The sequence below is a fragment of the Salinibacterium sp. NK8237 genome (assembly GCF_015864955.1).
Classification (GTDB): Bacteria; Actinomycetota; Actinomycetes; order Actinomycetales; family Microbacteriaceae; genus Rhodoglobus.
Window position 1 is genome coordinate 241459 of sequence record NZ_JADYWE010000002.1, and the last position, 24385, is coordinate 265843.

Genomic DNA, 24385 nt, shown 5'->3' on the forward strand with positions numbered 1-24385 from the left:
CAGTGGTTTGTCGGGGTAGCGGGATTTGAACCCACGACCTCTTCGTCCCGAACGAAGCGCGCTACCAAGCTGCGCCACACCCCGATCATCGGTCACTTGCATGACCAACAGATCAAGAATAGCCGATATCTCCGGCAGTGAGAGTCACTACGACCGCTTCTGGCTTGCACGCGAAGCGCACGGGCGCATAAATCGATGTTCCAAGGCCTGCGCTGACGTTCAAGAAGGCCGCTCGACGCAAGTGATGCCAGATGCTGAGACCGCTCGCTTGTTCACGAGGGATGTCGCAGTTAGTGACGAGTGCAGGCACGCCAGGAACCCGAACCTGACCTCCGTGGGTATGCCCAGCAAAGATCGCGTCGGCACCGTTAGTGACGAGGGCATCAAGCACGCGACGGTAGGGCGCGTGAGTGACACCGAGCGCCACCGTTTCAGGCCCGTGCGGGTCATCCGCCCACCCCACATTTTCGCGCATCTCTTCGACATTGGCTGGCAGCCGATCGAGACGTTCCCAGCCCCGGTGCGCATCTGCGGTGCCAAAAAGTTCTAGGCGCGATCCGCGCAGCTCGAGAGCGCGCGCGTGATTGTTCAGTGAGAGCCAGCCGAGCCGATCCTCGAAATACGCATTCAGCGCATCCGTATCGAGGTGTTCAACCGGGCGATGACCTGATGACGGGCCGGTGAAATAGGTCAACGGATTCTTGAACTGGGGACCGTAGTAGTCGTTCGAGCCATGCACAAAGACACCGGGGACGCCTTCGAATGGTTCGAAGGCACGTTTGATTCCCGTGATGCCGTCGCGGTGCCCCAGATTGTCGCCGGTGTTGATGACAAGGTCGGGCTCATAGAGGGCTAGCTCGCGAACCCAGTCTTGCTTGCGGGTCTGCCACGGAGCCATGTGCAGATCCGAAATGTGCAACACGGTGATATCACGAGCACTCGGATCGAGGATGGGAAGGGTTTCGTGTCGAACGGTGAACGCATTGCGTTCCACCAACGAGCCCCAAGCGAATGCGGCGACCCCTGCCGCAGCTACCGCACCGAGTGCGGCAGCTGCGGTGGAATGTCGCTTACTCATGGGCAAGGGCTGTCTTGCGCCACAGTGAGCGTCACAGTAGTGCTTGTCTTCTCGAGCGATCCAGCAGACGGACTAGAGGCCGTAACCATTCCGACACTCGGGTCGCCCGGATCGACTTCCTCACACGACTGATTCACATTCGAGAATCCTGAGCTGCTGAGGATGCCTTGGGCGGTCCCGAAGTCGTTTGACTTGCCGTCTCCTACCGCATCCGGGATCTCCACCTTGTTGCCCTTGCTGGTGTAGACCGTGACGGTCGCACCCGCTGCAGACTGGGTTCCGGCAACGGGGTTGGTTTTGACGACCTGACCCTCGGGCAATTCGGAGTCAACCTCCCCGCCATCGTTGAACTCGAAACCGAGGCTTTCGAGCACTGATTTCGCCTGCTCAAGAGTCTGCAGGGAGAGGTCTGGCACCTCTGTGCCAGAACCGGTAAGTAGGCTCGAATCTGGCTCAGGAAGCGCGCTACCGGGGTATCGGATATTCAGCGCAGTGTCTGTTGCTTTGGTGATGTAATGGCGCAATTTGTACCCATCGACACCTTCGTAGTAGAGCTGGCTGATGTTTTGGAACCCGGAGATGTTGCCCACCCAGGTTGCTGTTCCGTAGCGCGTTGTTCCGCTGGCCATCCACGTGTGAACCGCGCCGTCAGTCGTTCCCGTCTTACCGAAGATCGGAATTCCGTCGTTCGGGTCTGAATAGGCAGCGTTACCGCGGTTCAGGACTTCAGTAAGAACGAATGCTGTTGTCGCTGCGACCGAAGCTGAGATGGCTTGACGGCAGTTTGATTCTTGGCCGCCGAGGTCTTTATTGCTGGCGTCTACGGCCTTGTCGATGATGATGGGTTCGCACCACAGGCCCTCAGCGCCGATTGCGGCGTAGGCAGATGCCATGCTGAGCGGCGTTACATCGTTGGTACCGATGATTGATGAGGGGTAGCTTTCCAACTCTTCACCGTCGGCGCGCTCAACGCCGAGGTCAGTCGCAACGTTCATGATGTTGCACTGATCAAGTTGGCTTGCCATCGAGAAGAAGATTCCGTTGATGGACTCTGCGGTGCCTTCGGCAACCGTATAGATACCTGATTCCCCAGCGTTGTTCTTGAAGTTGACTGGTTCAGACGATGACCCGTAACAGGAGTTGTAGAACTGCGATCCCTGCATGGTGCGGGCTGTACCTTCAAGGCGGTCGTAGATGCCATTGCCTTGGATAAGCCACTCGATGAGCGTGAACACCTTGTACGTCGATCCGGGTTGGAACCCGCTAGAGCCGCCGTAGTCGTAACTCGTGTTGTAGTTCACAGCGGTGCTTTCAGCTCCACCACCATCGGCCGTGTCGTTGAAGAGCTTGTTTTCGGCCATCACCAGCACCCGGCCAGTGCCGCTCTCCACGGTGGAGGTTGCGCTTCCGAGCTGGAATGCGGTCTCATCGTTCGGCGCGTACTTCCAGGTGGCCTGCTGTGCGGGGATTTGAGCGTCGAGGTCTAGCGTCGTATAGAGGCTGTAGCCACCCTTCTTCCAGTTCTCATTGCGTTCTTCGACCGTGTCGCCGAGGAATTCGAAGTCAGGAACACTCTTGACGACGTAGTCGCAGAACCATTTGGCGTACTGGTAGGCCGAGGTGCAACCGTTGTTGGGGGCCGAGCGGTCTACAGACTCGTCGTCAACTTGAATCGCAAGAGCTTCGTCATACTGTTCGCGATCAATCGAACCTACGTCGAGCATCGCGAAAAGAATCACGTCGCGGCGTTCTTGGTTCGCTGCGTAGTTCTCCGCGTCCGCGAGGTTTCGAACGCTGGGCTCCTGCACAATCGCGATGAGGCTCGCTGATTGCTCAAGGTTCAGGTCTTTCGCGTCCACGCTGTAATAGCGCTGAGCTGCGGCTTGGATGCCGTAAGTCGCATTGCCGAAGTTCGCGATATTGAGATATGCGGTGAGGATCTCTTTTTTCGTATATCGCTTCTCAAGGCCAATCGCGAGCTTCATTTCTTTGAGCTTGCGGTCGAACGATTGGCTGGTCGCGGCGAGATACGCCGCCGAGCGCTCATCTTCGGATTCTAGAGACTCTGCTTCTGAAATATAGGTGTTCTTGACGAGTTGCATCGTCAGAGTGGATGCACCACTTTCGATTCCCGACGAAACGAAGTTGCCGACTGCGGCACGCATGAGCGAGGTGAGGTCAACACCGCCGTGGTCGAAGAATCGGCGGTCTTCACCGGCGACGACTGCGTCTACGACGTACGGGGAAATTTCGTCGTACGCGACCTCTTGACGGTTCTGATCGTAGATGGTGGCGATTTGGAGATAACCGTCGACGTTGCCGCCACCCGTGTACTGGGCGTAGATCGCATTGCGTTCAGGCTGTTGATCGATTTCGAGGTAATCGGGGAGGCCATCGAAGATACCGATGGTGCTTGTGGCTGTGATGCCGGTCACCGCGAGCGCGGGGGCAACCATGGCGGTGACGAGCACGCCAGAGAGGACGCTGAAGCCGATCAATCCGGCAATAGCCGAGACGATGCCGCGACGCGGAGTTTTTTGGGCAGACATATGATCAAGAGTAGGGGATCATTGATAACGCCATGCTGAACGGGAGCCGCAAATATGCCTAAATGGGAGTACTTGACAACACCACTGATGGTGCACAATTCCACCGCGATTCTCAATAATTGGGGATCCGAGGGGTGGGAGCTTGTGCAGGTCGGTACCGGCCCTGAAGGGGGCCCGGTCGCTTATTTCAAACGCATCAAGGAAGAGAATAAGTAATGTCACAGCTTGATCAGCGGCTCGCAGAACTGGGCCTGACAGTCCCAGAAAGTTCAAAGCCACTTGCCTCCTACTTGCCAGCAATGGTGTCGGGAAACCTTGTGTACACCTCCGGCCAGTTGCCGATGGTTGATGGCGCACTTCCGGCAACCGGCAAAGTCGGTGCCGAAGTGGATGCTGCTGCAGCGCAGGAGTACGCCAAAACGTGTGTTCTCAATGGCCTCGCTGCTGCGAGGGGCGCGATCGGGTCGCTCGACCGCATTACGCGGGTGGTGAAGGTTGTCGGTTTTGTGGCATCCGACCCCAGCTTTACCGGCCAGCCCGGTGTGATCAACGGAGCGTCCGAGCTCTTGGTCGAGATTTTTGGTGAGATCGGCAAGCACGCTCGTAGTGCTGTCGGTGTTGCCGTTTTGCCGCTCGATTCTCCTATAGAGGTCGAGTTCGTGTTCGAGTTCGCGTGATCGAAGTCTGGCAGTCCGGCCAAGCCGGAGAGAATGCGCCACTTCGTTCCCTAGATCTGGGGGCGTGGGATTCGACGCTTGCGGGGGTGACGCTTCAAGCGCGTCGGCTCGTGCAAGACAGTCGAGAGGCTGGCGCGGATGACGTGTTTGTCGCTATTGGCACGAATGCATCATCGGCATTGCCCTATATCGATGCAGCTCTCGCACAGGGAGCTGTCGCTGTGCTCGTAGACGCGAATGCAGCCGAGAGCGCCCACGGTGACGAGCGGGTGTTCGCGATTGCAAACCTTCGCGACGTGATCGGCACCCGAGCGGATGCGTTCGTCGAGCATCCGTCTGCCTCAATGGCAATGATCGGCATTACGGGCACGAACGGTAAAACGTCAACGGCCCACCTATTGACGCAAGCGTGGCAGCGCCTGGGGATGACCTCGGCAACGATTGGCACGCTGGGCGCGGGAATTACAGGCGAGCCCCGCATCAACATGGGCATGACGACTCCGCAAGTGACGTCGGTGCACCATTTCCTGGATGACTTCTACCGTGCCGGAGTGACGAACGTAGCTATGGAGGTCAGCTCTCACGCGCTCGAGCAGCGCCGGGTTGATGGCGTGACCTTCGACATTGTGGCGTTCACGAACTTCACTCGCGATCACCTCGACTATCACGGGTCGATGGAGGAGTACGCGGTGCAGAAGGCAAAGATCTTCACACTGCCCGGCATTCAGACGGCTCTGCTGAATCTGGATGACGCCGCCGCTGAGAATCACTTCCACCACACGGTTCCGGCCGGAGTGCGTGCGATCGGCATGACCTCCCACGGCCACGCCGAAGCGAGCGTTCGCGCCGAAAACGTGCAGCTGACGACCGAGGGTCTCGAGTTCGATCTCGTGATCGAGGGCGAAAGCCATCACGTCTCTAGCGGCCTCATCGGGCGCTTTAACGTGGACAACTTGCTCACGTGCGCGACAGTGCTGTGGGCCCAGGGCATCGAGCCGCGGGCGATCGCCGAGGTAATGGCACCGCTCGAGCCGGTGCTGGGGCGCATGACCCGCATCCGCGAAAACGACCAACTTCCGTTGGTGGTGGTGGATGCTGGCCACACTCCTGATGCAGTGCGTCAGGCAGTCACGGCTCTGCGTGATTCGGGCCACACCCGCATCGTGACCGTCTTTGGTGCAACGGGCGACCGTGATCCGGGCAAGCGCCCGGTGATGGCTCGCATCGTTGAAGACGCCTCGGACGTAATCGTGGTTACCGACGACGATGTGCACAACGAAGATGGCGACCAGATTGTGGACCACATTCGTGCCGGCTTCGAGCACCCGGAGCGGGTGGTGGAGATTCGTGACCGTGCGACAGCCATCGCCTACGCGATTGATGCCGCGAATCCGGATGACGTGGTGCTCTTGCAGGGCAAGGGTCACGAACCGTACCAAATCATCGGCAACGAGCGCGTGCCGTTCAGCGACATCGACACCGCTATTCGCCTGCTCAAGGAGCGCGCAAAGTAGCAACGTCTTGCGTGCCGCAGCAGTAGCACACTGCCGCTGTCACGCACTGAAGGCCGGGTCCCGTTGGGGCCCGGCCTTAGTCGTTGCTGCGAAAGCTAGTTGAGCTTGTCGGAGATGATCTGCATCACGGTGGTGTCGGCGAGGGTGGTGGTATCACCGATTTCGCGACCCTCCGCAACATCCTGAAGCAGCCGTCGCATGATCTTGCCCGACCGCGTTTTGGGTAGCTCGGCGACGATGAAGATTTCGCGGGGACGCGCAATCGCCCCGATTTCTTTTGCGACGTGCTGACGCAAGAGGGCGCTTGCTTCGGCTGCGGTCTGGGCGTGCTCTTGATTCGACTTGAGAATCACGAACGCGACAACAGCCTGACCGGTCGCCTCGTCAGCGGCTCCGACCACAGCGGCTTCCGCCACGATCGGGTTGGAGACGAGAGCGGACTCGATTTCGGTGGTCGACAGGCGGTGGCCGGAGACGTTCATGACGTCATCCACGCGGCCGAGCAGCCAAATGTCGCCATCTTCGTCAACGTGGGCACCATCACCGGCGAAGTACTGTTCGCCTTCGAGCTGCGGGAACTTCGACCAGTAAGTTTCCTTGAAGCGCTCGGGGTCGCCCCAAATGCCACGAAGCATCGCCGGCCATGGCTCCGAAACAACCAACAGTCCACCGTTCGGCGGATCAACGCGGGTGCCGTCTTCGCCGAGGATGTCGATCTTGATGCCCGGGATGGGAACCTGTGCCGAGCCCGGCTTCAACGTGGTGAGCCCCGGCAGTGCCGAGATCATGATCGCGCCGGTTTCGGTCTGCCACCAAGTGTCAACGATGGGCGCCGTGCCCGCACCGATCACATCGCGGTACCAAATCCAGGCCTCAGGGTTGATGGGCTCACCCACCGAACCGAGCACGCGAATTGAGCTGAGATCGTACTTCTCAGGAATCTGGCGGCCCGCTTTCATGCAGGAACGGATGGCGGTGGGCGCCGTGTAGAAGATGCTGACCTTGAACTTCTCGATGATCTCCCACCAGCGGCCCGGGTTCGGGCTATCGGGCGTGCCCTCGTAGAGCACCTGGGTCGCACCGTTCGCGAGCGGACCATAGGTCACATACGTGTGACCAGTGATCCAGCCCACGTCGGCCGTGCACCAGTAGACATCGGTCTCTGGCTTCAGATCGAACACGTTCTTATGGGTGAATGCAGCCTGCGTGAGGTAGCCACCACTGGTGTGAAGGATTCCCTTCGGCTTGCCCGTTGTTCCCGAGGTGTAAAGCACAAAGAGCGGGTTCTCGGCAGGGAAGCCCTGCGCCTCGTGCTCGGGCTCCGCTGCCTCAATCTGCTCGTGCCACCACAGGTCGCGACCCTCGGTCCACTCGACATCGTTGTCGCCGCGCTTGACGACCAACACATTGGTGACGCTGGATTCCCCGTTGGCGAGTGCGGCATCCACTGCAGCCTTGAGCGGGAAGACCTTGCCCTTGCGCCAGCCACCGTCGGCGGTGACGACAAGCTTCGCGCTCGCGTCGTCGATGCGGCTGCGAAGGCTTTCGGCGCTGAAGCCACCGAACACGACGGAGTGGGCGGCGCCGAGGCGCACAGTCGCGAGCATCGCGATCACTGCTTCGGGAACGAGAGGCATATAGATGGCAACGATGTCGCCTTGGCCGACGCCGAGCGCTGCCATCGCGTTGGCTGCGCGCTTGACCTCGTCAGTCAGCTCGGCGTACGTGATGCTGCGGCTGTCGCCGGGCTCACCCTCCCAATGGATCGCGATGCGGTCACCGTTTCCGGCGAGCACGTGGCGGTCGAGGCAGTTGTAGGCCACGTTGAGTTTACCGTCGGCAAACCATTTCGCGAACGGCGGGGTAGACCAATCGAGTGTTTCTGTGAATGGCTTGTGCCAGTGCACGTATTCGCGTGCCTTGTCGGCCCAGAACTCAACCCGGTCTTCTTTGGCTGAGGTATAGAGGTCGGCGCTTGCCTCAGAAGCCGCAGAAAAGGCCTCTGACGGGGCAAAACGGCGTGATTCGTGCAAAAGACTGTCAATGGAATTACTAGGCATTTGATCCTCTTCGATCGTGTGATTGCATTTATTGACCACGTGCTTTCTGAAAGTATTCCACCGATTCTAGAACCTCCGTTGCACCCCCATACCGTTGCGTTACACTGAAAGTCGCTGGGCGCGAGCTCAGCAAGTGACCAATACGATTCCCCCCAATCGTCGGTCGCTGTGGCGGCGTCCTTTCCCCCCAATGGACGCCGCCCCTCTCTCTTTAACGGCCCCGTTCGTTGCATTGCTTTGCGCACAAGTTATTTGTGTGCAAAGCTTTCTGTATGGATGACGAACAAAGCGAAATCGAGGCAGCCGTATCCGCCCTCGACAGCATGCTGTGCTTCGGTCTTTACGCTGCGGCGAGGGCGATGAACCGTCGGTACACGACGCTCCTGGAGCCATGGGGGCTGACCTACCCACAATATTTGGTGCTCATCCTGCTGTGGGAGCGCCGGGAATCGACCGTGAGCGGGCTCGCGGAAAGCATGATGCTCGACCTCGGAACCACCTCTCCACTAGTGCGGCGGTTAGAAGGCCACGGCTTTGTCACGCGCGAACGATCGGCTTCTGACGAACGGCGCGTAATGGTGTCGCTCACGGTCACCGGGCTCGCGCTCCGCGAAGAACTAGCCCACATTCCCGGCTGCATCGCCGAAGCCACTGGAATTACTCTCCCCGAATTCACCTCGACGCTGACAACGCTTCACAACATCACCACCAACCTCTCCACAGCACCCGCTGCCGGAGCTCATGTCATTGAAAGGCAGAACTAATGGAAGCTCTCTACACCGCACAGGCTCTCTCGACGGGCGCTGGCCGCAACGGCCACGTAGCTACGACATCCGGCACCGTTGACCTCGACTTGGCTGTGCCGCAGTCGATGGGTGGATCGGGCAACGGCGGCAACCCCGAAGAGCTGTTCGCCGCCGGTTACGCGGCGTGCTTCCACTCCGCGCTGCAGCTTGTCGCTCGCAACCAGAAGGTCGCCATCGACCACTCCTCTGTGGGCAGTGCTGTGCACCTTCTCCCGATCGACGGCGGAGGATTCAAACTCGCTGTTGACCTTGAGGTCGTCATCCCGGATCTCGACCACGACCAGGCTCAGGCTCTGGCGGATGCCGCCCACCAGATCTGCCCCTACTCCAACGCCACTCGCGGCAACATCGACGTCACCATCACTGTCACGCAGGACTAATCGCCAGCGGGCGCGTCGTGACGCGTTCGTGTGCTTAAAAAACGAGGGGGTGCCGGTAGGCGCCCCCTCGTTTCTGCTCTTTAGGCAGCTTTGCTCATTAGAGGATTGCGGCCTTCAAAGCTGCTGCGGCTGATGCTGGGTCAGCTGCGCTATAGATCGAGCTCCCGGCAACGGCAACGGTCGCGCCCGCACGCTGCACTGCTGCGATCGTGGAGGCGTTGATGCCTCCAGCGACCGAGAACGGAACCTTCGCGGTTTCACCGTCATTGAGCAGCGTCTCGAAGGTGAATCCGGGTTCCGCCTGCTCATCGAGTCCTGCATGCATCTCGACGAAAACGGCACCGAGAGCGGTGACCTCCTTCGCGCGAGTGACCTTGTCGGCAACACCGATGAGGTCAACGACTATGCCCTTCTTGTGGGCTTTCGCCGCCTTCACGGCACCGATGATGGTGCTGTCTCCGGCGGTGCCCAAGACGGTGACGTAGTCGGCGCCGGCAGAAAATGCGATGTCGGCTTCGAGCTCTCCGGCATCCATCGTCTTCAGATCGGCGAAGACCATCTTGTCGGGGTGAGCATCCTTGATGGCGCGCACGGCACTGAGGCCTTCGTGCTTGATGAGCGGTGTGCCCAATTCGATGATGTCAACATACTCGGCAACCTGACCAGCCAGCGTGAGGGCGGCTTCGGTGGTGAGTACATCCATTGCTACTTGAAGTTTCATTGAGTTCTCTTTCTTGATGGGGGAGTTGGACGAGGGGAATGTGCCGACAGGGGAGTCGGGGAGAAGGTGTAGCCGGGGAGAAGGTGCAGCCTGCTGCTGCTGCTGCTGCTGCTGCTACTACTCGAGGTTGGCGTGCCGCGGCCACAGCTCTTCGGCGGTCGCGCCGGACTCTTGCCACATCACGTGGAAAAGTGCGTCGCCAAGCAGCAGCAAGGATTGTTCGAACAACCCGCCGGAGTATTGCGCCGAACGAGTGTGCCCGTGGTCTTGTTTCTGTGCGGCGGGGATGATCACGGTGACCTGTGCGAGCTGCGCCAGAGGCGAGTCCGCTGCCGTGGTGACGGCGATCACGCTGGCACCGGCACCAACAGCAGTCGTTGCTGAGCGAATGATGCCGGCGGTCGTTCCCGAGCCGCTTGCTGCCAAAAGAACGTCCCCAGCAGCAATCGCGGGAGTGGTTACCTCGCCAACCACGTGCACCGTGAGTCCTAAGTGCATGAGGCGCATCGCGAGCATCCGAAGTGCTAGTCCTGACCGGCCAGAGCCGAGCACGAATACTCGGGGTGCGGCGCTGAGGAGGTCTATTGCTGTTCGCATTGCCTCGGAGTCGTCGCGAGCGATTGCGGTGCTGATGCGGGTATTTTCCGCGAGAACAAGTTCGATTGCGGAAGAAACCGTAGTGGTGTCGTTGCTGGCCATTACTTCACTGTGCCACCCGTTTAGGCAGCAGACAGCCCGTCTTTTGGCCGGTTTTACCTATTCGAACGGGTAGGTCATGCCTAAAATGGGGGAGTGACTGATCTCAGCAACGCCAGTTCCCTTGACCTCCTCGATGCTGCGCATACGGTGGTGTCACGTTCTCTGCTTCAGATTGCGAGCGCATTTTCTGCCGTGCTCGCGCCCATGGTGGCGCACACCTCACTGTTGATATTCACGGAAGACTGCACCGGGCGCCCGCAGAAGAAAGCGGGCGATCCTTCGATCACCAATCACGTGAGCATCGCCGAACTCGACGCCGTGCGCGAGACAGTGTCAAGCATCGGGCATCCGGTGTGGGGAATCACTGCGGTAGTTGCCCGCCACGAGCGTCCCGCAGCGGTGTGGATTGCGCCGACCGGTTCGCTGCTCGTCCTCACCGATCCGGTGATCGTGACTGGTGGGCAATCGCAGGAAGAGGCGTTGGCGACGATCGCGTCGCTGTGGCGATTGGTGGCGGTGAGCATCCAGCAGCAGGTGGCCGTTGCGAGCCCCGATTATCTTCGAGATTCGCGGATGGCGTCGCAGGATCGTGCCCAGGTCATTGCTGATCTCACCGATGCGCACTCCACGACGCTGGAACAAATTCTTGCGACGTTGCGCTCTCGTAGTGCGTCGGATGAGACTGCGCGCCAAGAAGCCATCGAGCTGGCCGCCACGGCGATGGTCAATCTGCGGGCGGTGTCTGATCGGGATCGCAGTCTGGCCGAGGAACCAGTAGCTCGCGCTTTCGAACGTCTCAAAGCGGACTTGCGCCCTTTGGCTCGGTTCGGTGGCCTCGACGTGCAATTTGTAGAACCACCCGCTAACGGTCGCGCACTGCCCGGCGAAGTCGCTCACGCGGGTCGAGCGATCGTTCGTGGTGCTGTGCTTGCACTCGTTGACCAACCGGGAGTCGCTCGATTGCGGGTGGAGTGGGATTGTGACGGTGAGAATCTGCTGATTGGGATTCGCGATGACGGCCCCGGCGAGCTAGCGGTGGAAGACCCCGCGGTGCGGCAACTTGTTGAGAGGGCAGCTGCCCTTCGTGGTCGGTTGAGCGTGAACGGTACTACGGGGTGGGGTTCCGAAATTTCGGTTGTCTTGCCTCTGAGCGCTGAAGGGCTTGACCGTTCCCCGAGTGCCCAGTGGCAGGTGACGGAGCGAGAGACTGACGTGTTGGAGTTGCTCGCCTCCGGTGCCCGCAATAAGGCCATAGCCCTGTCGTTATCGATCAGCGAGAACACGGTGAAGTTTCATGTGGCGAACCTGCTGCGCAAGGCCGGAGTTTCGAACCGGGCTGAGCTCGTTTCGGCCTATCGCTGACCAGATTTCTTGCGCACTTCTCCCCAACAAAGTCAAAGAGTCGCCGTTCGGCACGAGTGCGATAGTGCCGCCAAAAGTACGGCTGGAGTCTCCTTAGCGTTGCTCTGTGACTACGACTCCTTCGCACCCCGACATTGTTCCTTTCGTCGCTCGTCGACGGTTCACAGCTGAGCCCACCCTCACAACCAACGCGCATGCTCGGGGCGTGCCCGTAGCCGGTGGCGGCGCTGGCCTCGACTCTGGGACGGCGAACGGGGATGCGCTGAGCCGGGCACTCCACGAGTTCGGCCCATTAGCGCCATACGTTGGGCGCCCGAACACCACCGACGTGTTCGTCAACGGTGCCCACAATGTCTGGATCGACCGCGGCGGAGGGCTTGAACTCGTCGGCGATGTTGGCATGACCGAAGCTGACCTGCGCGCCCTAGCCATTCGCCTCATCAACCTCGGCGGACGCCACGTCGACGAAGCGACACCCTGCGTGGATGTTCGGCTCGCCGGTGGGGTGCGAGTGCACGCTGTTCTCCCTCCCATCTCCGCCACCGGCACACTGCTCTCGATCCGCGTGCCCAGCCGAGAACCATTCGGGCTGGCAGAGCTCGACTTCGCAGGCTTCTTCAACGAGGTGCCGCTGCAGCGAGTGAAAGCCCTCATCGACGGGCGGGAAAACGTGCTCATCTCGGGTGCATCGGGAGCCGGAAAAACCACGTTTCTCGGCGCACTGCTGGCGGCGGCATCCGACACCGAACGCATCGTCGCCATTGAGGATGTTGCGGAGCTGCGCGTCGAACACCCGCACTTTGTATCGCTCGAGGCACGGCAAGCGAACCTCGAAGGTGCCGGCGGCTACGGGCTGCCCGCACTCGTGCGAGAAGCGCTGCGGATGCGGCCCGACCGGCTCGTCGTCGGCGAGTGTCGAGGTGCAGAGATCCGTGAACTTTTGAGCGCGCTCAACACCGGCCACGATGGAGGCGCAGGAACCCTGCACGCCAACTCCCTCAAAGACGTACCAAGCAGGCTCGAAGCGCTCGGGGCGCTCGCTGGATTAGACGCGACCGCCATCGCCCGCCAAGCCGTCAGCGCCATTGGTGCCGTGCTGCACGTCGATCGAGTCGACGGCCGCCGACGCCTTACCCACCTTGGCCGGCTCGTGCTCGACGACAACGACCGCCTCGCGATCGCCGAAATCGAATGAAACGCCCGCCATCGCAACTGCCCGACGTCGCCAGCATCACCCAACGGCTGGCCGTACTGCTGCACGCCGGGCTGACTCCCACTTCGGCCTGGCAGCACGTCGCGCGCGGCCGAGCCGAGTCAAGTGTTGCGGCGGCGGTAGCGGTGGCAGGCGGCGAACCAGGAGGGGCACCGGAACGCATTTCACGGGCATCCGCCAGCCTGCCAGCATTGGATCGGCAAGCATGGAACTCGCTTGCCGCCGCCTGGTTTGTTGCTGGGCAGGTTGGTGCGCCGCTGGCCGGTGCGCTCCGCACTCATGCACGAGCGTTGCGGATGCTCGTGCACATCCAGCGCGAAGTGGCCACCGCCCTCGCTGCCCCCGTCGCCACAGCGCGCATGGTCTTGGCGTTGCCCGCCGTCGGACTCATCTTTGGGGCACTGCTGGGTTTTGACACCCTAGGAGTGCTCTTCACAACGCCGATCGGGTGGGGGTGTCTCGTGGTCGGCGGCGGGCTCATCGTGATCGCTGTGCACTGGAACAACCGGCTTGTGCGGTCGGCGACGCCCACGCACGCAGCGCCCGGTCTCGAGTGCGAACTGATGGCCGTTGCGGTCTCAGGTGGTGGCTCACTCGTGCAGGCGCGAGTTGTTGTTACGCAGGCCCTGGAACGCTTCGGCCTGCCCGGGGACGGCACCCACCTCGACGAGGTGCTGCAACTCTCTCAGGAGGCAGGAGTGCCCGCTGCTGAACTCTTGCGGGCCGAAGCCGACGAGGTGCGGCTGACGGCCGACGCGGCTGCTCGTGCCGTTGCCGCAGCGCTCTCGGTGCGGCTCATGCTCCCGCTCGGGCTGTGCGTGCTCCCGGCCTTCATGGTGCTCGGAGTGCTGCCGCTCATGGTTGCTGTCATCTCATCCACCGTTGCCGGGTTCTAGCGATGTTCCACATATCGGGCCGCGCTGGGTCGCGAGACTCCCACGCTCGGCAGGCTGGAATCACTCGGCCGCAGACTGCGCGACAGCGCACGAAGGAGTACCTCATGAATGATCCGCACCTTGTTCCCTTGCCCACTCTCGAACCGGGCCGTGCCCGCCGCCTCCGGTTCGGCGTCGCGGGGATGTCGCTACGTGCGCGCCAATTCCGTGCCCGCGTGCGCACCCGCCTGCGCTCTGAGCGCGGTGCCGCCACCGCCGAGTACGCCATCACCACTCTGGCCGCCGTCGGTTTCGCCGGACTGCTCGTCGTGATTCTCCGTTCCGGAGAGGTGCGCGGCATGCTCACTGACCTTGTGCGCAATGCGCTCTCGATCCCGGCGTGATCGAGCACGAGCAGCGATGAACGAGCGTGGCAGCGTCACCGCAGAGTTTGCGTTGGCGTTGCCCGCTGTCGCCCTCGTCCTCGTGTGCTGTCTCAGCGGGGTGCAACTCGCCGGGCTGCAAATCCGGTTGCAGGATGCGGCAGCTGGGTCAGCACGCAGCCTCGCTCGCGACGAAAGCTCCGGCACTGTCGCGGCTACCGCATCCGCTCTGGTCACGTCAGCACGGCTCGGTTCCCATCAGCGCGACGGCCTCGTGTGCGCCACGGTGAGCGCCCCCGCGCGCAACGCACTGCTCGGGCTGCTTCCGATCACGCTCAGTGCCACCAGCTGCGCTCTCGCGGGAGGCCAATGATGGCCACATTGCAGGCAGGCGCTGGGGCGACGGTGTGCGCTGCGCGTCTCCGGCTGAACGACGAACACGGTTCGGGCACCATCCTCATGGTCGGTCTCATCGCCACCGTTATCGCCGTCACTGCCCTCGTCATCCCTCTCTATTGGGCGCTCAGTGTGAGGCACGCGCTTGCCGGGGCGACCGACGCTGCCGCGCTCGCCGCAGCCGACACCGCGAGCGGGCTCATCGCTGGCTACCCCTGCGACAATGCGACGCGGCTCGCGAGTGCTAATGACTCCCTTATAGAGGACTGTGTGGTTGATGGGCGTATCGTGACAGTTACCGCTAGTCGCCGCATCCTCGGCATACTGGTCACAACGAGCGCCACAGCAGGGCCACCCCCAACCAGGGCGGATTAGGCAACTGAGCGGTCGGTGTGTGTATTGTGTCGCTGATAGTGGCGCTGCCACCGGTCAAGTGCGTCATCACCCAAGGAGTCCCGTGTCTGGCACCAAAAAGCTTGTCATTGTCGAGTCGCCCACCAAGGCCAAGACGATAGCCAAGTATCTCGGTGACGACTATGACGTGCTCTCGTCCGTCGGTCACATTCGTGACCTTGTCGAACCCCGCAACCTGCCACCCGAACTCAAAAAGGGCTCCCTCGGCAAGTTCTCTGTCGACGTCGACAACGGCTTCGAGCCCTACTACGTGGTCTCCGACGCCAAGAAGAAAACCGTCGCCGAACTCAAGAAGGCGCTCAGCGGAGCGAACGAACTCTTCCTCGCAACTGATGAGGACCGCGAGGGTGAGGCCATCGCGTGGCACCTCCTGCAGGTGCTGAAGCCCAAAGTTCCTGTGAAGCGCATGGTGTTCCACGAAATCACCGAAGACGCCATCGAAGCGGCCATCAACAACACCCGCGACGTCGACACCGCCCTCGTTGACGCTCAAGAAACCCGCCGCATCCTCGACCGCCTCTACGGCTACGAAATCTCGCCTGTGCTCTGGCGCAAAGTCGGCCCCGGCCTTTCCGCTGGCCGCGTGCAGTCCGCCGCGACCCGCCTTGTTGTCGAGCGTGAACGCGAACGCCTCGCCTTCATCACCGCCAACTACTGGGATCTCATCGCCCAGCTCTCGCCCGACAGCGAAACCAACGGCTTCGAATCCAAGCTCGTGCGCCTCGACGGCAAGCGCGTTGCTGCCGGCCGCGACTTCGATGACCGCGGAAACCTCAAGGGCGAAGCAGTAGCGCTCGACGAGAAGGCTGCGCAAACTCTCGCAGACGCACTGCGGATGCCGAGCACCACCATCACCGTAAAAACGGTCGAGACTAAGCCATACACGCGCCGCCCCGCAGCGCCCTTCACCACCTCAACGCTGCAGCAGGAGGCCGGCCGCAAGCTGCGCTACTCCGCTCGCCAGACCATGAGCGTCGCCCAGTCGCTGTACGAAAACGGTTACATCACCTATATGCGAACCGACTCCTCGTCGCTCTCGCAGCAGGCCATCACCGCAGCCCGCACCCAAGCCGTTGCGCTCTACGGTGCAGACGCTGTGCCCGACAAGCCCCGCGTCTACGCCAGCAAGAGCAAGAACGCTCAAGAGGCCCACGAAGCTATTCGCCCCTCGGGAGACACCTTCCGCACGCCAAGCGAACTTCAGTCGACGCTGCGCGGAAACGACTTCAAGCTCTACGAACTGATCTGGAAGCGCACCGTCGCCTCGCAGATGGCTGACGCCAAGGGTTCCACGGCATCCATCACGATCGCTGCCGGCGAAGCTCCCGTTGCCGAATTCTCGGCCAGCGGAACCATCATCACCTTCCGCGGCTTCATGCAGGCCTACGAAGAAGGCCAAGACGAAGAGCGTAACGCCACCGCTGAGCCCAAGGAAGCGAAACTGCCTCCGCTCAAGGAAGGCCAAACCCTCACGCTTCTCGACATCGAAGCGAAGGGTCACGAGACCAGCCCGCCCCCGCGTTACACCGAAGCAAGCCTCGTCAAGAAGCTTGAAGAACTCGGCATCGGTCGCCCGTCGACCTACGCGTCGATCATCTCCACGATCATCGACCGCGGCTACATTACGCCGCGCGGCCAGGCACTCGTGCCCAACTGGATTGCGTTCTCCGTGATCCGTTTGCTCGAAGAGTACTTCGGCGACCTCGTGCAGTACGACTTCACCGCGGGCATGGAAGACGACCTCGACCGCATCGCTGGCGGAACTCAGAACCGCGTTGAATGGTTGCAGTCGTTCTACTTCGGTGACGAGAAGTACCGTGGCCTTCGCACTGTCATCGACAACCTTGGCGAAATCGATGCCAAGGAAATCAACTCGATGAAGCTCTCGGATGACGTGACGCTGCGCATCGGAAAGTACGGCCCCTACCTGGAGACCCCCAGTGACGACCCCGAGAAGCCGCGCCGGGTCAACATCCCCGAAGCGCTCGCGCCCGACGAGCTCACCCTTGCCAAGGCGATCGAACTGATCGAAGCTCCCGTCGTCGGTGACCGTGTTATCGGCGTCAACCCGGAGAATGGCAAAGAGATCGTGGCGAAAGATGGCCGGTTCGGCCCCTACGTCACCGAGCTCGAGCCAGAACCTGAGCCTGTTCCTGAGCCCGTCGAAGAGATCGATCCCAAGACCGGCGAAGTGAAGAAGGCCAAGAAGCCTAAAAAGGCTGCTGTTGTGAAGCCGCGCACGGCATCCATCTTCAAGACCATGGAGCTCGACGCGATCGACCTCGACACCGCGCTCAAGCTGCTCAGCCTGCCTCGCGTCGTCGGCCTCGACCCCGAAACCGGCGTCGAGATCACCGCGCAAAACGGACGCTACGGCCCCTACCTCAAGAAGGGTGTCGAAACGCGTTCGCTCACGAGCGAAGACCTCATCTTCGACATCGACGTCGCCGGTGCCGTAGAGCTCTACGCGCAGCCCAAGTACGGCAACCGCGCAGCATCCAGTGCTCTCAAAGAGTTCGATGCTGACCCGGTGAGCGAAAAGCCGATCAAGATCAAGGATGGCCGCTTCGGTGCGTATGTAACCGACGGCACCACTAACGCCACTATCCCGCGCGGCGAAACCGTCGAAGACGTCGACTTCGAGCGTGCCGTGCAACTGCTGGCCGACAAGCGAGCGAAGGGGCCGGTCAAGCGCAAGACGGCCGCGAAGAAGCCCGCTGCGAAGAAGCCAGCTGCGAAGAAACCAGCGGCCAAGAAGCCAGCCGCCAAAAAGCCGACAGCGAAGAAACCAGCAGCTAAGAAGCCTGCAGCTAAGACGACGGCGGCTAAAACAACAGCAGCTAAGACCACGGCCGCAAAAGCCACGGCAGCTAAGAAGCCAGCGGCGAAAAAGCCTGCTGCGCCCAAAGCTGCAGCCAAGGCCACCACCACCACCACCGCCGCTACCGAAGCAGAGTAGCGTGCCCGGTTTGTTTATCACCCTTGAGGGCGGCGACGGCGTCGGTAAAACCACGCAGTCGCAGCTTCTGGTGAAGTGGCTTGAAGACGCCGGTCACACGGTTGTGGTGACCCGCGAACCCGGTGGTACCGATTTGGGCTTAGAGCTGCGTGAAATCGTGCTGCACCGCCGGGGCGAAATGGATCCTCGTGCCGAAGCACTTATCTATGCCGCTGACCGTGCCCACCACATCGCCACACTCGTGCGCCCAGCGCTTGAGCGCGGTGAGATTGTTGTTCAGGATCGCTACATCGACTCCTCCGAGGCCTATCAGGGCGCCGGTCGAGTGCTCGGTTCCGACGAAGTGCGCGAGCTCTCGCTGTGGGCGACGCAGAACCTGCTTCCCGATGTGACGGTGCTGCTCGATCTCGATTCTGGCGATAGCCGCAAACGCCTCGACAACGCCCGCACTCGCTACGACAGGCTCGAAGCTGAGAAGCAAGAATTCCACACCCGGGTTCGCGACGCCTTTCTGGAACGTGCGGCGAAAGAACCCGAGCGCATCCTTGTGGTGGATGCCGCGCGCAGCATTGACGAGATCGCCGGCACGATCCGTGAGCGCATTCAGAACCACCTCCCGCAACCCGCCTAGACTGAGCGCATGTCGTTGTGGGAGGGCCTGACGGGCCAAGCTGAAGCGATCGCTGTTCTTGAGGCTGCGGCCTCGTCGTCGGCGTTGGGCAGCTCAGAACAGTCGTCGATGACGCACTCGTGGCTAATCACGGGCCCGCCCGGATCTGGCCGCTCCAATATCGCCTACGCTTTCGCTGCCGCCCTGCTCGGTACCCGCGGCGACGAAACCGAAGAGTCGGTCTATAAGCAGGTTGTTGCCCGCACCCATCCCGACCTTGGCGTGCTCAGCACGGAACGCGTCATCATCTCCATCGACGAGGTGCGCAAGCTGGTGGCCTCGTCGCAGTTCTCGCCGTCGGTCGGCCACTACCGCGTCATGATTATTGAGGATGCCGACCGTATGGTCGAGCGCACCTCAAACGTTCTGCTCAAAGCCCTTGAAGAGCCGCCGCCACGCACGGTCTGGATTCTGTGCGCGCCCAGCGAAGCCGACCTTATTCCCACGATCCGTTCCCGCGTGCGCAGCGTTCGTCTCCGCACCCCCGCGATCGAAGACGTCGCCCAGCTGCTGCAAGACCGCGATGGCGTCGCACCCGATATTGCGTTGCGTGCGGCACGAGAAGCACAAAGCCACATCGGCATGGCACACCGTCTTGCGACCAATGCGGAGGCCCGCGAACGACGCGAACGGGCGCTGACCACGGTGCTCAACATCCGCACGGTGTCGGACGCTGTGATCGCCGCCACTCTTTTGCTCGAGTTGTCGAAAGCGGATGCCACAGCCCTCACCGAGGAGAAGGACGCTCACGAACGCGAGTCCGCGCTTCGCTCGCTCGGTGTTGCCCCCGGCGGCACTATTCCGCCGGCGCTGCGAGTGCAGCTCAAGAACCTCGAAGAAGATCAGAAGCGTCGCGCGACTCGAAGTTTGCGTGACGGTATTGACCGCATCATGGTTGACCTGTTGTCGCTCTACCGCGACATTTTGTTGACCCAAATTGGTGCCCCGGGAGAACTCATTAATCTCAGCATTGTCAATAACCTCACGGCGGTGGCGAACCGCACAACAGCGCCAGCGACGCTCGCCATCATGGACGGTATCGCTGAAGCGCGCCGTCGCATCGAAAGCAACGTTGCTCCGGCACTCGCCCTTGAGGCGATGCTCGTGAAGGTCGCTGTGTCGGGGCGCGGGGCATGAGGCACCGCTCAATGCGCGCCGTTGGCCTCACGTCGGTCGCGCTGGCTGTCTCGCTTGCGCTGAGCGGTTGCGTTTCGTGGTTCGTGCCGTCGGAATCCAGTACAACGTCGACACCGACTGAAGAAGCCGTTGCGCCGAATCTGACAAAGTTTTATCAGCAGGTGCTGGAGTGGGCGAGCTGTGGAGACGATCTGCAGTGCGCTATGGCGATTGCGCCGGTGGACTGGGAGAACCCTGAGGGTGACACGATCGAGTTGGCCCTTGTGCGTCAAGTTGCTCAAGGCAATGACCGCATCGGATCTTTGCTCGTCAACCCGGGTGGCCCTGGCGGTTCTGGTTTCGATTTCATCGCCGACAGTGTGGACTACGCCACCAGCGAGGCCCTTCAGTCGCAGTTTGACGTGGTCGGTTTTGACCCTCGTGGGGTGAACCGTTCGACGGCGGTGTCGTGTTACTCCGACCCTGCCGAGATGGATGAATATATCTACGGGATCACGCCGGGGGAGAAGGGCAGCGACGAATGGATTGCTGCCGCCACTGATGCCTCCGCCCAGTTTGCCCAGCGCTGTAGCGAAGAGACGGGTGAGCTGTTGGGCTTCGTTGACACCCCGAGCGCTGCCCGCGATCTCGACATGCTGCGTGCCGCTCTCGGCGATGAGACGCTGAACTATTTGGGCTACTCCTACGGAACGTTGCTCGGCCAGGTCTATGCCGAGTTGTTCCCGGAGAAGACCGGACGGCTTGTGCTCGACGGTGCGGTCGACCCCGCAGCATCCGAATTCGAAGCCACCAAGGCTCAAGCGGAAGGGTTCGAGGGCGCACTGGATGCGTTCTTGGCCGACTGTGCTGGCGCAAGCGATTGCCCGTTTACCGGGTCGGTCGAAGAGTCACGTACGACCATCCGCACGTTACTTGATCGTCTCGACCAGAGCCCGCTCACTAACGCTGATGGCCGCAAGCTGGGCAGCTCGACGATGTTTACGGCAATAATCTTGCCGCTGTACAGCCAAGACAACTGGGCGTACCTGCGTCAACTCTTTACTTCCGTGTTGAAGGGCGATCCCAGCATCGCATTCGACTTGGCCGACAACTACAACGGTCGCAGCGCTGACGGCACGTACGCCGAGAATCAGACAGAAGCTTTTATCGCGATTAACTGTTTGGATGCCCGCGAGCCCGCCGATAACGAAAGCATGCGCGCGCAGGCTGCCGAGCTTGCTGCCGCGGCTCCGGTCTTTGGCCCACAGATGTCGTATGGCGACCCGGGTTGTGCAAATTGGCCAGTGGAGGCGAAGCGTGAGCGTGTAGCTATCGCTGCTCCCGGTGCGGCCGACATGCTCGTGATTGGCACCACGAATGACCCGGCGACGCCGTACCACTGGGCCGAAACCGTCGCCGATAATCTCGATTCAGGCCACCTGATCACGTACAACGGCGAAGGCCACACGGCATACAACAAATCCAATGAGTGCGTGAACTCAGCGGTGGAAGACTTTCTCCTCAGGGGAGAGGTTCCGGCCTCCGACCCGAACTGCTAGCGGCTAGGCTCAGGCCGTGAACTTCATCGACACTGCCCCCGCATCTCGCGCTCGCAGGCTCGCCCTTGTGGTGCCCGCTCTCGCACTCACTTTGGTTCTGAGCGGTTGCTCGAACATTTTCGCTGGACTCTTTGGCGAAACTTCGGAGCCAACCGGCGAAGCGGTAGCTGAGGAGCTTGCGCCGTATTACGAGCAAGTTCTCACGTGGGTTGATTGCGATAACGACGCTCAGTGCGCGACGGCGATCGCTCCCATGGACTGGGCGAACCCTTCCCCTGAAACCGACATCGAAATCGTGATGGCCCGCCATCAAGCAACCGGTGAGAGCATGGGCTCGCTGTTTGTGAACCCGGGCGGCCCGGGCGCATCAGGGTTTGACCTCATCCATGACGATGTCGATTTTGCGGTGAGTGCGAACCTGCGCGAGAACTATGACGTGATCGGCTGGGATCCTCGCGGAGTTGGCCGCTCGACCCCGGTCACGTGCTTCGACGACGCGGGGCTCGACGACTTTATCTTCGGCATTCCAGACTCAGACGTTGGCAGCGATGAGTGGCTTGCCGAGAGCGAGCAGGCAGCCATCGACTTCGGTCAAGCGTGCCTCGAGAACACGGGCCCGATCCTGCAGTTCATTGATACTCAAAGCACGGTGCACGACCTCGATATGTTGCGCGCCATTGTGGGCGACGAGAAGCTGCAGTACCTGGGTTACTCCTACGGCAGCGATATCGGCTCGTACTACATCGAAAACTTCCCGCAGAACGTCGGCCGCATCGTGCTCGACGGCGCCACCGACTCGTCGATTTCAGTATTCGAGGTCGGTCGCGTTCAGACGATTGGTTTCCAGCGCGCACTCGAAAACTATCTGGCGGCTTGCCCCACATCATTCGATGATTGCCCATTCACTGGCGGGGTGGATGCCGCGCTCGCGACTATCCGCGAACTGTACGACCGCTATGACGCGAACCCTGTTGCTGCCCCCGACGGCCGCATGATGGATGCCGGAGTGCTCGATATTGCGATGAGCACTGCCCTCTACTCCGAAGACTCGTGGCCGTTCCTCAACGACCTTTATTCGGAGGCAGCTCGGGGCGAAACAGACACCGCCTTCTTCCTGGCCGATTTCTATTACAGCCGCGATCTTGACGGTACCTACACCGATAACTCGCTCGAGGCCTTCATCGCGATCTATTGCGTCGACTACCCCGTAGAGACCGATCCTGCAGTGCTGGTTGAACAGCAGGAGCTCATGCGTGAGGCTTCGCCGACGACCTACCGCGATTTTCCGCCAACTGGTGACCTCACATGCCTGAATTGGCCGTACCAGTACATCGGGCCCGAGATCACCGAGCTGACCGGTGAGGGCGCACCGCCCGTGCTGATCATCTCCACGACCGGTGACCCGGCGACACCCTACGAATGGGGCGTAGCACTCAGTGAGCAGCTAGAGAGTGCCCAGCTCATCACCTACAACGGCGAAGGCCACACCGCCTACAACGGTGGTGTTGGGTGCATCGATGGTGCGGTAGACGCCTATTTCATCAACGGTGTCGTCCCGAATGACGACCCAGATTGCGCTGCCTAACGACAACTTGGCGGAGTGGGCTTTCGGGCTCCAAAACTTCGGCTAAGCTATCTTGCTGTGCCTCATGAAAATGTGGCCGGCCGCCTTAGCTCAGTTGGTAGAGCATCTCACTCGTAATGAGAAGGTCGTCAGTTCGATTCTGACAGGCGGCTCCGTTCACTCACGAGGGTCAGAGAAATCTGGTCCTCGTTGTGCGTTGTGGTGGCGGCGAACTCCCATTTCGGAGTCTTAAGCTGAAGGTATGAAGTACCGCAACGAACCCATCTATACAGCAGCCATCGGTGCCGGTCGTGCCATGTTCGGCGCTCTGCGTGTGCGTCGCACCGTCATCGGATCGCAGAACCTGCCCGCTGATGGAGGCGCTGTGATCGCGATGACCCACTTCGGTTATCTGGAATTCGCACTTGTCGAGTGGGCGCTCTGGCTGCACAATCACCGTCGCATCCGTTTCATGGCAAAGAAGAGCGTGTTCGAGAAGCCCATTGTTGGCTCGTTCATGCGCAACATGAAGCACATCCCTGTCGATATGAAGGCTGGTGCCAGCGCCTACGCGTCTGCCGTTAAAGCGTTGCGGGCAGGCGAGCTCATCGGAGTCTTTCCCGAAGCTGGAGTGAGCGCATCTTTCACGATTCGCGATTTCAAAACGGGGGCCGTGCGTTTGGCGGCAGAAGCTGGGGTGCCCGTAATTCCCATCGCACTGTGGGGCGGCCAGCGGCTCATGACGAAGAACCACAAGATCACCCTGCGCGAGCGCTTAGGCATACCGATCGTGATGGCTGTCGGGGATCCGATGGCGGTTGCGGCGACGGACGATGCGACCACGGCAACGGCGCGACTCAAGAAGACCATGGAGGGTCTGCTCGAAACAGCGCAGCAGGCATATCCGCTCGACGGCACAGGTCAATGGTGGCAGCCGCGCCACTTAGGCGGAACTGCGCCGACGCCAGAACTGGCAGCCATAGCTGACGCTGAGCGGGATGCGCGCCGGGCACAAGCGGCGCGCAAACAGAAATAGGGAGTTCGGTACACGCAGATCTGGTTTCTGGCCTCGGTGAACCCTTTTTCTAGACTCCGGCATAGACAAACGTCGCTGGCGGCCCTTAGGAAAAACCCCGTTGCACTTTCTTGCGTTGCGTTCGTCGCATATGGGCTCTGGGCGCTTAGCTGCAGCTACCCTCGGACTATGAATTTCCTTAAAAATGAAGCGGATTCCGCTACAACTATTGGGAACAGCGGAGCCAAAGCGAGGTACGTGATTCGGAGATCGTGGGCGGAAATCAGAGAGGACAAAAAAAATCACCCAGTCGCTTATATCGGGGCTGGCTTCGGTCTACTCTGTTCCATCGTCGGCGTTCTAGCGTGGGGGCTG

The 24385-nt window shown here is 61.0% G+C and carries 21 protein-coding genes and 2 tRNA genes; 17 read left to right on the top strand and 6 right to left on the bottom strand.

The window, feature by feature from the left end; genetic code table 11:
* Positions 1 to 10: 10 nt before the first annotated feature.
* From I6E56_RS11535 to I6E56_RS11545, 3 genes are all read right to left on the bottom strand, one after another.
* A tRNA-Pro gene (locus I6E56_RS11535) sits at positions 11 to 84 on the bottom strand.
* Positions 85 to 112: 28 nt separating this feature from the next.
* Positions 113 to 1078 carry a metallophosphoesterase gene (locus I6E56_RS11540; protein WP_197138664.1) on the bottom strand — a complete coding sequence of 322 codons (966 nt, stop codon included), beginning with the start codon at positions 1076 to 1078 and terminating at the stop codon, positions 113 to 115.
* Positions 1075 to 3627, bottom strand: coding sequence for a transglycosylase domain-containing protein (locus tag I6E56_RS11545; protein ID WP_197138665.1), 2553 nt, complete (start codon positions 3625 to 3627; stop codon positions 1075 to 1077). The genes I6E56_RS11540 and I6E56_RS11545 overlap by 4 nt, the downstream gene beginning before the upstream one ends.
* 215 nt (positions 3628 to 3842) lie before the next feature.
* Between I6E56_RS11545 and I6E56_RS11550 the strand changes: the two genes are divergently transcribed.
* Both I6E56_RS11550 and I6E56_RS11555 read left to right on the top strand, forming a co-directional pair.
* Complete coding sequence (locus tag I6E56_RS11550; RefSeq protein ID WP_197138666.1) at positions 3843 to 4304, top strand: RidA family protein; 462 nt, start codon at positions 3843 to 3845, stop codon at positions 4302 to 4304.
* Positions 4301 to 5818, top strand: coding sequence for a UDP-N-acetylmuramoyl-L-alanyl-D-glutamate--2,6-diaminopimelate ligase (locus I6E56_RS11555; RefSeq protein ID WP_197138667.1), 1518 nt, complete (start codon positions 4301 to 4303; stop codon positions 5816 to 5818). The genes I6E56_RS11550 and I6E56_RS11555 overlap by 4 nt, the downstream gene beginning before the upstream one ends.
* Before the next feature lie 95 nt (positions 5819 to 5913).
* Here the strand turns inward: I6E56_RS11555 and acs are convergent, their stop codons facing one another.
* Positions 5914 to 7878: an acetate--CoA ligase gene (acs, locus tag I6E56_RS11560; protein ID WP_197138668.1), complete on the bottom strand. Its 1965-nt coding sequence runs from the start codon at positions 7876 to 7878 to the stop codon at positions 5914 to 5916.
* A gap of 272 nt (positions 7879 to 8150) precedes the next feature.
* Between acs and I6E56_RS11565 the strand changes: the two genes are divergently transcribed.
* Both I6E56_RS11565 and I6E56_RS11570 read left to right on the top strand, forming a co-directional pair.
* Complete coding sequence (locus I6E56_RS11565) at positions 8151 to 8642, top strand: MarR family winged helix-turn-helix transcriptional regulator (protein ID WP_197138669.1); 492 nt, start codon at positions 8151 to 8153, stop codon at positions 8640 to 8642.
* On the top strand, positions 8642 to 9064 hold the full coding sequence (locus tag I6E56_RS11570; protein WP_197138670.1) for an Ohr family peroxiredoxin: 423 nt from the start codon (positions 8642 to 8644) through the stop codon (positions 9062 to 9064). Before I6E56_RS11565 ends, I6E56_RS11570 begins: the two co-directional genes overlap by 1 nt.
* Before the next feature lie 97 nt (positions 9065 to 9161).
* Here I6E56_RS11570 and hxlA read toward each other — a convergent pair whose 3' ends face one another.
* Positions 9162 to 9785 (bottom strand): 3-hexulose-6-phosphate synthase, encoded by a 624-nt coding sequence (gene hxlA / locus I6E56_RS11575; RefSeq protein WP_197138671.1) that lies wholly within the window; start codon positions 9783 to 9785, stop codon positions 9162 to 9164.
* Positions 9786 to 9902: 117 nt separating this feature from the next.
* A complete protein-coding gene (gene hxlB / locus I6E56_RS11580) occupies positions 9903 to 10484 on the bottom strand; it encodes a 6-phospho-3-hexuloisomerase (RefSeq protein WP_197138672.1) in 582 nt (193 codons plus the stop codon).
* A 93-nt stretch (positions 10485 to 10577) separates the two neighbouring features.
* On the opposite strand from hxlB, the gene I6E56_RS15345 reads away from it, so the two are divergent.
* The 13 genes from I6E56_RS15345 to I6E56_RS11645 all read left to right on the top strand — a co-directional run bounded on the left by I6E56_RS15345 (position 10578) and on the right by I6E56_RS11645 (position 24031).
* Positions 10578 to 11846 (top strand): LuxR C-terminal-related transcriptional regulator, encoded by a 1269-nt coding sequence (locus tag I6E56_RS15345; RefSeq protein WP_197138673.1) that lies wholly within the window; start codon positions 10578 to 10580, stop codon positions 11844 to 11846.
* A gap of 106 nt (positions 11847 to 11952) precedes the next feature.
* The gene (locus tag I6E56_RS11590; RefSeq protein WP_197138674.1) at positions 11953 to 13041 is read left to right on the top strand and encodes a TadA family conjugal transfer-associated ATPase; all 1089 of its coding nucleotides are present in this window, start codon (positions 11953 to 11955) and stop codon (positions 13039 to 13041) included.
* A complete protein-coding gene (locus I6E56_RS11595) occupies positions 13038 to 13955 on the top strand; it encodes a type II secretion system F family protein (protein ID WP_197138675.1) in 918 nt (305 codons plus the stop codon). The genes I6E56_RS11590 and I6E56_RS11595 overlap by 4 nt, the downstream gene beginning before the upstream one ends.
* Before the next feature lie 104 nt (positions 13956 to 14059).
* Positions 14060 to 14338, top strand: coding sequence for a DUF4244 domain-containing protein (locus I6E56_RS11600; RefSeq protein WP_197138676.1), 279 nt, complete (start codon positions 14060 to 14062; stop codon positions 14336 to 14338).
* A 16-nt stretch (positions 14339 to 14354) separates the two neighbouring features.
* Entirely contained in the window at positions 14355 to 14690 is a 336-nt protein-coding gene (locus I6E56_RS11605; RefSeq protein WP_197138677.1) for a TadE family type IV pilus minor pilin, read from the top strand.
* Positions 14690 to 15088, top strand: coding sequence for an Rv3654c family TadE-like protein (locus tag I6E56_RS11610; RefSeq protein WP_197138678.1), 399 nt, complete (start codon positions 14690 to 14692; stop codon positions 15086 to 15088). Before I6E56_RS11605 ends, I6E56_RS11610 begins: the two co-directional genes overlap by 1 nt.
* 82 nt (positions 15089 to 15170) lie before the next feature.
* Positions 15171 to 18086, top strand: coding sequence for a type I DNA topoisomerase (topA, locus tag I6E56_RS11615; RefSeq protein WP_197138679.1), 2916 nt, complete (start codon positions 15171 to 15173; stop codon positions 18084 to 18086).
* Position 18087: 1 nt separating this feature from the next.
* Positions 18088 to 18717, top strand: coding sequence for a dTMP kinase (gene tmk, locus I6E56_RS11620; protein ID WP_197138680.1), 630 nt, complete (start codon positions 18088 to 18090; stop codon positions 18715 to 18717).
* A 9-nt stretch (positions 18718 to 18726) separates the two neighbouring features.
* Positions 18727 to 19893, top strand: coding sequence for a DNA polymerase III subunit delta' (locus I6E56_RS11625; protein WP_197138681.1), 1167 nt, complete (start codon positions 18727 to 18729; stop codon positions 19891 to 19893).
* Positions 19890 to 21431, top strand: coding sequence for an alpha/beta hydrolase (locus I6E56_RS11630; protein WP_197138682.1), 1542 nt, complete (start codon positions 19890 to 19892; stop codon positions 21429 to 21431). Before I6E56_RS11625 ends, I6E56_RS11630 begins: the two co-directional genes overlap by 4 nt.
* A gap of 16 nt (positions 21432 to 21447) precedes the next feature.
* On the top strand, positions 21448 to 23016 hold the full coding sequence (locus I6E56_RS11635) for an alpha/beta hydrolase (RefSeq protein ID WP_197138683.1): 1569 nt from the start codon (positions 21448 to 21450) through the stop codon (positions 23014 to 23016).
* A 79-nt stretch (positions 23017 to 23095) separates the two neighbouring features.
* Positions 23096 to 23168 (top strand) — tRNA-Thr (locus tag I6E56_RS11640).
* An 89-nt stretch (positions 23169 to 23257) separates the two neighbouring features.
* Entirely contained in the window at positions 23258 to 24031 is a 774-nt protein-coding gene (locus I6E56_RS11645; RefSeq protein ID WP_197138684.1) for a 1-acyl-sn-glycerol-3-phosphate acyltransferase, read from the top strand.
* Positions 24032 to 24385: the final 354 nt, after the last annotated feature.

What these genes read in the sequence shown, in the direction of transcription:
- I6E56_RS11540 (WP_197138664.1), bottom strand. Translation starts at nt 1,078, where the DNA reads ATGAGTAAGCGACATTCCACCGCAGCTGCCGCACTCGGTGCGGTAGCT.
- I6E56_RS11545 (WP_197138665.1), bottom strand. Translation starts at nt 3,627, where the DNA reads ATGTCTGCCCAAAAAACTCCGCGTCGCGGCATCGTCTCGGCTATTGCC.
- I6E56_RS11550 (WP_197138666.1), top strand. Translation starts at nt 3,843, where the DNA reads ATGTCACAGCTTGATCAGCGGCTCGCAGAACTGGGCCTGACAGTCCCA.
- acs (WP_197138668.1), bottom strand. Translation starts at nt 7,878, where the DNA reads ATGCCTAGTAATTCCATTGACAGTCTTTTGCACGAATCACGCCGTTTT.
- I6E56_RS11565 (WP_197138669.1), top strand. Translation starts at nt 8,151, where the DNA reads ATGGATGACGAACAAAGCGAAATCGAGGCAGCCGTATCCGCCCTCGAC.
- I6E56_RS11570 (WP_197138670.1), top strand. Translation starts at nt 8,642, where the DNA reads ATGGAAGCTCTCTACACCGCACAGGCTCTCTCGACGGGCGCTGGCCGC.
- hxlA (WP_197138671.1), bottom strand. Translation starts at nt 9,785, where the DNA reads ATGAAACTTCAAGTAGCAATGGATGTACTCACCACCGAAGCCGCCCTC.
- hxlB (WP_197138672.1), bottom strand. Translation starts at nt 10,484, where the DNA reads ATGGCCAGCAACGACACCACTACGGTTTCTTCCGCAATCGAACTTGTT.
- I6E56_RS11595 (WP_197138675.1), top strand. Translation starts at nt 13,038, where the DNA reads ATGAAACGCCCGCCATCGCAACTGCCCGACGTCGCCAGCATCACCCAA.
- I6E56_RS11600 (WP_197138676.1), top strand. Translation starts at nt 14,060, where the DNA reads ATGAATGATCCGCACCTTGTTCCCTTGCCCACTCTCGAACCGGGCCGT.
- I6E56_RS11605 (WP_197138677.1), top strand. Translation starts at nt 14,355, where the DNA reads ATGAACGAGCGTGGCAGCGTCACCGCAGAGTTTGCGTTGGCGTTGCCC.
- I6E56_RS11610 (WP_197138678.1), top strand. Translation starts at nt 14,690, where the DNA reads ATGGCCACATTGCAGGCAGGCGCTGGGGCGACGGTGTGCGCTGCGCGT.
- I6E56_RS11625 (WP_197138681.1), top strand. Translation starts at nt 18,727, where the DNA reads ATGTCGTTGTGGGAGGGCCTGACGGGCCAAGCTGAAGCGATCGCTGTT.
- I6E56_RS11630 (WP_197138682.1), top strand. Translation starts at nt 19,890, where the DNA reads ATGAGGCACCGCTCAATGCGCGCCGTTGGCCTCACGTCGGTCGCGCTG.
- I6E56_RS11645 (WP_197138684.1), top strand. Translation starts at nt 23,258, where the DNA reads ATGAAGTACCGCAACGAACCCATCTATACAGCAGCCATCGGTGCCGGT.